The sequence below is a fragment of the Mesorhizobium sp. M7D.F.Ca.US.004.03.1.1 genome, assembly GCF_003998635.1.
In the GTDB taxonomy this organism is placed as follows: domain Bacteria; phylum Pseudomonadota; class Alphaproteobacteria; order Rhizobiales; family Rhizobiaceae; genus Mesorhizobium; species Mesorhizobium loti.
Genome location: NZ_RZQG01000475.1, coordinates 1 through 4,631 on the forward strand (window position 1 = coordinate 1; position 4,631 = coordinate 4,631).

6 protein-coding genes and 1 pseudogene are annotated in these 4,631 nt (G+C 63.9%); 3 read left to right on the plus strand and 4 right to left on the minus strand.

Annotation, left to right across the window (positions count from 1 at the left end):
* Positions 1–373, minus strand: a 373-nt coding sequence (locus EN935_RS23135) for a LysR family transcriptional regulator (protein WP_127373639.1), incomplete at its 3' end; no start/stop codon positions are given.
* Positions 374–590: 217 nt separating this feature from the next.
* Between EN935_RS23135 and EN935_RS23140 the strand changes: the two genes are divergently transcribed.
* On the plus strand, positions 591–773 hold the full coding sequence (locus tag EN935_RS23140; RefSeq protein WP_127263801.1) for a DUF1127 domain-containing protein: 183 nt from the start codon (positions 591–593) through the stop codon (positions 771–773).
* Positions 770–1,672 (plus strand): NmrA family NAD(P)-binding protein, encoded by a 903-nt coding sequence (locus EN935_RS23145; RefSeq protein ID WP_127373640.1) that lies wholly within the window; start codon positions 770–772, stop codon positions 1,670–1,672. The genes EN935_RS23140 and EN935_RS23145 overlap by 4 nt, the downstream gene beginning before the upstream one ends.
* A gap of 30 nt (positions 1,673–1,702) precedes the next feature.
* Here EN935_RS23145 and EN935_RS23150 read toward each other — a convergent pair whose 3' ends face one another.
* Positions 1,703–2,596: a hypothetical protein gene (locus tag EN935_RS23150; protein ID WP_127265736.1), complete on the minus strand. Its 894-nt coding sequence runs from the start codon at positions 2,594–2,596 to the stop codon at positions 1,703–1,705.
* A gap of 308 nt (positions 2,597–2,904) precedes the next feature.
* Here EN935_RS23150 and EN935_RS23155 point away from each other — a divergent pair, with 308 nt between their 5' ends.
* On the plus strand, positions 2,905–3,186 hold the full coding sequence (locus tag EN935_RS23155) for a hypothetical protein (RefSeq protein WP_245469027.1): 282 nt from the start codon (positions 2,905–2,907) through the stop codon (positions 3,184–3,186).
* Positions 3,187–3,230: 44 nt separating this feature from the next.
* Here the strand turns inward: EN935_RS23155 and EN935_RS23160 are convergent, their stop codons facing one another.
* Together EN935_RS23160 and EN935_RS23165 are read right to left on the minus strand one after the other, a co-directional pair.
* Entirely contained in the window at positions 3,231–4,205 is a 975-nt protein-coding gene (locus EN935_RS23160) for a nucleoside hydrolase (protein WP_127265739.1), read from the minus strand.
* Between the two features lie 117 nt (positions 4,206–4,322).
* A pseudogene (locus EN935_RS23165) lies at positions 4,323–4,631 on the minus strand (AMP-binding protein); the annotation flags it as partial.

The following is a 4,631-nucleotide window of genomic DNA, read 5'->3' on the forward strand; positions in this document are numbered from 1 at the left end:
CGTCGATATCCGTGTTGGCGCGGTGGAAGCGATGCAGCCTCGGCACCAGCCAGCGGCCGGCAAAACCGTCCGATGTGCTGACATTCAAGATGCCCGTGGTGCGGTCGGGCGTGGCGGCGATGGTGGCGGCGGCGATCTGGTCCAGCGCCTTCCTGACTTCCGACGCGTAGGCGGCGCCTACCAAGGTCAGGCGCACGGACCTCGTTCCCCGATCGAAAAGCTGGATGCCCAGTCTGTCCTCGATGTTGCGGATGGCGCGGCTGACCGCGCCATGGGTGACGTTGAGCTCACCCGCCGCCTTCGAGAAACTCAGATGCCTGGCAGCGGCTTCAAAGGCGGGCAGGGCGGTGAGGGGCGGCAGTCTGCGCGGCATGATCCACCTGTGAGCGTTACTCACAAATCCTGCACAAAGAGTCGTTTGTCGTCCAGCCCGGAAATGTCCAATCTATGGATGCAGCAGCGCATCCAGATCGGGTTTTCGATCTCGTCGCTGCGCTGAACGACCAGAAACAGTGTGAGCAATCGTCATGCTCGTCCCCCTGCGGACGGCGTCGGCACGCTTGCGCCCAGGCAAACACAGGAGACGAACAATGAACCCGACCCTCGAATCCATCAGCGCCGCGATGAGCGGCCTCGCACTCAGAACCTCGGCAGTCGTCGAGTGCCGCCGCATGCTGCGCCGGGTTGCGCGCTTTTCGGACCATCGCTTGCACGACATCGGCCTGGAGCGCGACTGGGACGGTTCCATCCTGCGCAATGGGAGGGCGATATGACCAGCACCCTGATCATCGGCGCGACGGGGCTTCTCGGCGGCGAGATGGCGAAGGCCAGCGCCCGCAATGGCAATGATGTTCATGTCCTGGTCCGGCCCTCAACAGCCGGCAATGAAGAGCGGCTGCGCCCGCTGAAGGAGCTCGGCGCTAAAATCCATGTCGGCGATCTCGACGACTATGACAGCCTTGTCCGCGCCGCAGGCGCGGTCGACCGCGTCATCAGCTCGGTGCATGTGGCTTCGGCCAGCGAGATGACGCTGGTGCGGGCGCTGAGGGATGCAGGCGTCTCCCGCTACGTGCCTTCCGCCGGCTTCGGCCTCGACTTTGCCGCCGCCGCACCGGGCTCGGTTCCGCCGCTCGACCTTAAGCGAGCCGTGTTCGACGCAATCAAGCAAGCGGATCTGCCCTATACGGTGATCTATACCAACGGCTTCTTTTCGACCTGGGTGGCGACGCTGGGCGATCTGATGCGCTTCGGCCCGTCGCCTTTGCCTCCCGAAGAGGTGACGCTTTATGGCGACGGCAATGTGCCGGCGACGTTCGTCAGCGAGAAGGACATCGCCGCGGTCACCTTGCGCGCGCTGAACGACCCCAGTGCCGTCCGCAGCGAAATCCGGATCGCCCGGAACCGGACAACCCAGAGCGAAATGATCGACCTGTGGCGCCGGGTGAGCGGCCGCTCGCCGCGCATCGTGCAGCAGAATGCGGCGGAGCTTGAGGCGATGATCGCGTCAGCCCCCTGGCTCGGACTGCTGCGGGCGTTCTGGATTCGCGGCGAAACCGCGCTTGAGACGGCTACACCGGAAGCCGGGGCGCTGTATCCGGAGCTGACGTTCGAGACCATCGAGAGCGCTTATGTGGCGATAGCGGACGCCGAGGGTCAACAGCGGCGGGGCTGAGGAGGCATGGTGCCGACGCCGCCGGAGGGCCTACTTGCCGGCCATGTGATCGGCAAGCGTCTGGGCCTGGGCGAGAAGTGCCGGGAAGACAGGCTCGCTCGGCAGGTGCTGGCCCATGCAGGCGCGATAGTCGGCGTCACCTTTTTCCCAGGCGACGTTGGCGGCATCATACGCCGTTTCGTCCTTGAGGTCCGAGGCTTGGTAGGCCTCCTGGAATTTCTGGGCGGCGGCGTCCGCCGAGGTCCACACGGCGTCGCAGGCCGTGATCTTCGGAACAGGCGGTGTCGCGGGTGCCGAGGCGATCATGACGCTGTTGCCCTTGACGATGGTGACAATGACCTGCTGGTCGGGGTTCGGCCCTATGTCCTGCGCCCAGCCGCCGAGCCGTGCAAAGGTGATGTCTGCGCCTTCTGGCTTCTTCAGGGACAAGTCGAGCGTCCCGGTGAACGCGGCGTCGCTGTTGATCGCCTGGGTGTAGAAAGCATCGAGCTTCAGTGCCGCATCGATGTCGGCGGGCAGTCTGAAGTTTTCGTCGAGTTCGGCTGCCCTGGACTGGAGCCAGCGCTCGAGCAGCCCCCGCGTCGTTGCCACGAGGCTCGGGCCGTCGTCGCTTTTGGCGTATCGCAAACCGTCGAGCATGCCGAACCCGATATCGGCATCGCTCAGGCTTCCGAGATTGATCGTGCCGTTTGCCGGGAAATCGGCAACCGCCAAGGGGCCGAGAATGGTGGACAGACGCCCTTCGAGATCGGTCAACGCCTTCGCCCCGGCGGCATCGAGCGTTTCCACGGGGTCGTTCGCACTTGCCATTGCCGCGATGGCGGAAATCGCCTTGTCGCGTGCGGCGATATAATCGTCCTCCGGCGAGGCCGCGAAAACCGTGCCGGTCACGAGCGCGAAGATGATGGTCCAGACCAGCCGCATGACATACCCCCTGTGGCGATCCACAAGCTGGGAGCCATCGGGCAGCTTTGCGGCAATTGCGCGGCAGCAACCGCAAGGGATGCAATCGGCCCATTAACCATCGATTAACTATCCGGTCGCCTTTGAATCAAATTTGGCGGATAGTGTTTTTGGGCCGAACGAGGCTGCTCGAGGGATCTGGAAGGACAGCAATTGTCAGCGAGGCCGCTTTCGGTCGCGCGGGGCAGTCTGAACTCAAAAAGAGAAGCGACTGACCACAGTCGCCTTGCGGGGAGGCGCCAGCATCATGTTTGATGAGGAGCGCCAGAATGAAGATCGAAGACGCAGTTACGGCAGTGACAGCCGAGGCCAACGCGCTGCTATCTTGCCTCGGCCAGCCCGTCGTCGCCTACCACGTCACGGCAATCATGCGAGAGGCAGACCTGGAACACGCCAGGCAGATGCAGCTTGCCTTGATGCGACGAAGCATCGAGGCGCTCGTCGATGACGGCCTCGAGAGTGTGGCCGCAGAGCGTTTTGCCTCGCAGTTCCATGGTCGCGTTGGTTTGACCTGGAGGCTGCTCCACGCTGCGGATGGCGTGGCGCATTGAAGGATGGCTTGCGGAGCAACCAGGTCATAGGGATACGGCTTCAGTCACGCCTTCTGCCTGGCCAACCGCTCCAGCGCATCCACAATCAGGTCACAAAACTTCGTATGGTCGAGCTTCATCGCCACGGTGTGGCGGAAGTCGGTCTGCTCGCTCGCCGTGCCGCCGAAATGGTGCATGCCGCCCATCTTCTCGAAATTGCAGACCGTCATGCCCTTGGTCCAACGGCCGGCAAGCTCGACGCGGATATCGGCCTTCTCGGTGGTGAAGACGGTCGGGTCGATCATGGCCGCGACGCAGCATGCGTCATGGACGGCGGGATATTCGATCTGCAGCAGGCCGCCATGCGTGGTCGCGATGAACTCCCAGATATCGAGAATGAACTTGGCCATCGGGCCGCCGACGGTGCGCACCCGGTCCTGAAGCTCTTTGGTGGCGAGCGCCTGATGGGTGAGGTCGAGACCCACCATGGTGACGTCCCAGTTGGCGCGGAATACCACGTCTGCGGCTTCCGGATCGCCGTAGACATTGAACTCCGCCGCGGGCGTGATGTTGCCCCTGGTATAGCTCCCGCCCATGGCGACGACCCGCTTCACCCGCTCGACGATGCGAGGATCCTTGCGCACGGCAAGCGCGATGTTGGTGTAGGGACCGACCGGCACCAGCGTGACCGTCTTCGGCTCATGCGCCATGACGGTGTCGATGATGAAGTCGACGGCATGCCGCTTGTCGAGCTCGAACGAGGCGGGCGGCAGTACGGGGCCGTCGAGCCCGGTATCGCCATGGATCTCGACGGCCAGCACCTGATCGATGATGAGCGGGCCGGGAGAGCCCTTCGCCACCGGCACCTTGATGCCATAGGCGGTGCATACCGAAAGCGCATTGCGCGTGGTGTTCTCGACATTGTGGTTGCCCGAAACCGTCGTGATGCCGAGAAGATCGATCTTTGGGTTGCCTGCCGCCAGCAGGATGGCGATGGCGTCATCATGTCCGGGGTCGCAGTCCAGGATGATCTTTTCCATGGTGGGCACCTCCCTTGCCGGCCGAATCTGCTGGAACAAGAGACTGCCGTGCCCGCGCCGTCAAGGTTCGGGTGCTCGACCGATCCAGAGCCACTCGGGCCCCCTGCGTAGCCCCGCTTACCCCTTCCGCTTCTCCACCTCGGCCTTCCTCAGCAGGAACCGCTGGATCTTGCCACTCGGCGTCTTCGGTAACTCGCTGACGAACTCGACCTCGCGCGGATAGGCGTGGGCCGAGAGGCGCTTGCGGACGTGCTGCGCCAGTTCCTCGGCCAGCGCTTCGCTGCCTTGAAAGGCAGGCGCCAGGATGACGAAGGCCTTGACGATTTCGGTGCGCTGCGGATCGGGCACGCCGACGACCGCTGCCTCGTTGACCGCCGGATGTTCGATCAGCGCGCTTTCGACGTCGAACGGGCCGATGCGGTAGCC

What these genes read in the sequence shown, in the direction of transcription:
- EN935_RS23140 (WP_127263801.1), top strand. Translation starts at nt 591, where the DNA reads ATGAACCCGACCCTCGAATCCATCAGCGCCGCGATGAGCGGCCTCGCA.
- EN935_RS23145 (WP_127373640.1), top strand. Translation starts at nt 770, where the DNA reads ATGACCAGCACCCTGATCATCGGCGCGACGGGGCTTCTCGGCGGCGAG.
- EN935_RS23150 (WP_127265736.1), bottom strand. Translation starts at nt 2,596, where the DNA reads ATGCGGCTGGTCTGGACCATCATCTTCGCGCTCGTGACCGGCACGGTT.
- EN935_RS23155 (WP_245469027.1), top strand. Translation starts at nt 2,905, where the DNA reads ATGAAGATCGAAGACGCAGTTACGGCAGTGACAGCCGAGGCCAACGCG.
- EN935_RS23160 (WP_127265739.1), bottom strand. Translation starts at nt 4,205, where the DNA reads ATGGAAAAGATCATCCTGGACTGCGACCCCGGACATGATGACGCCATC.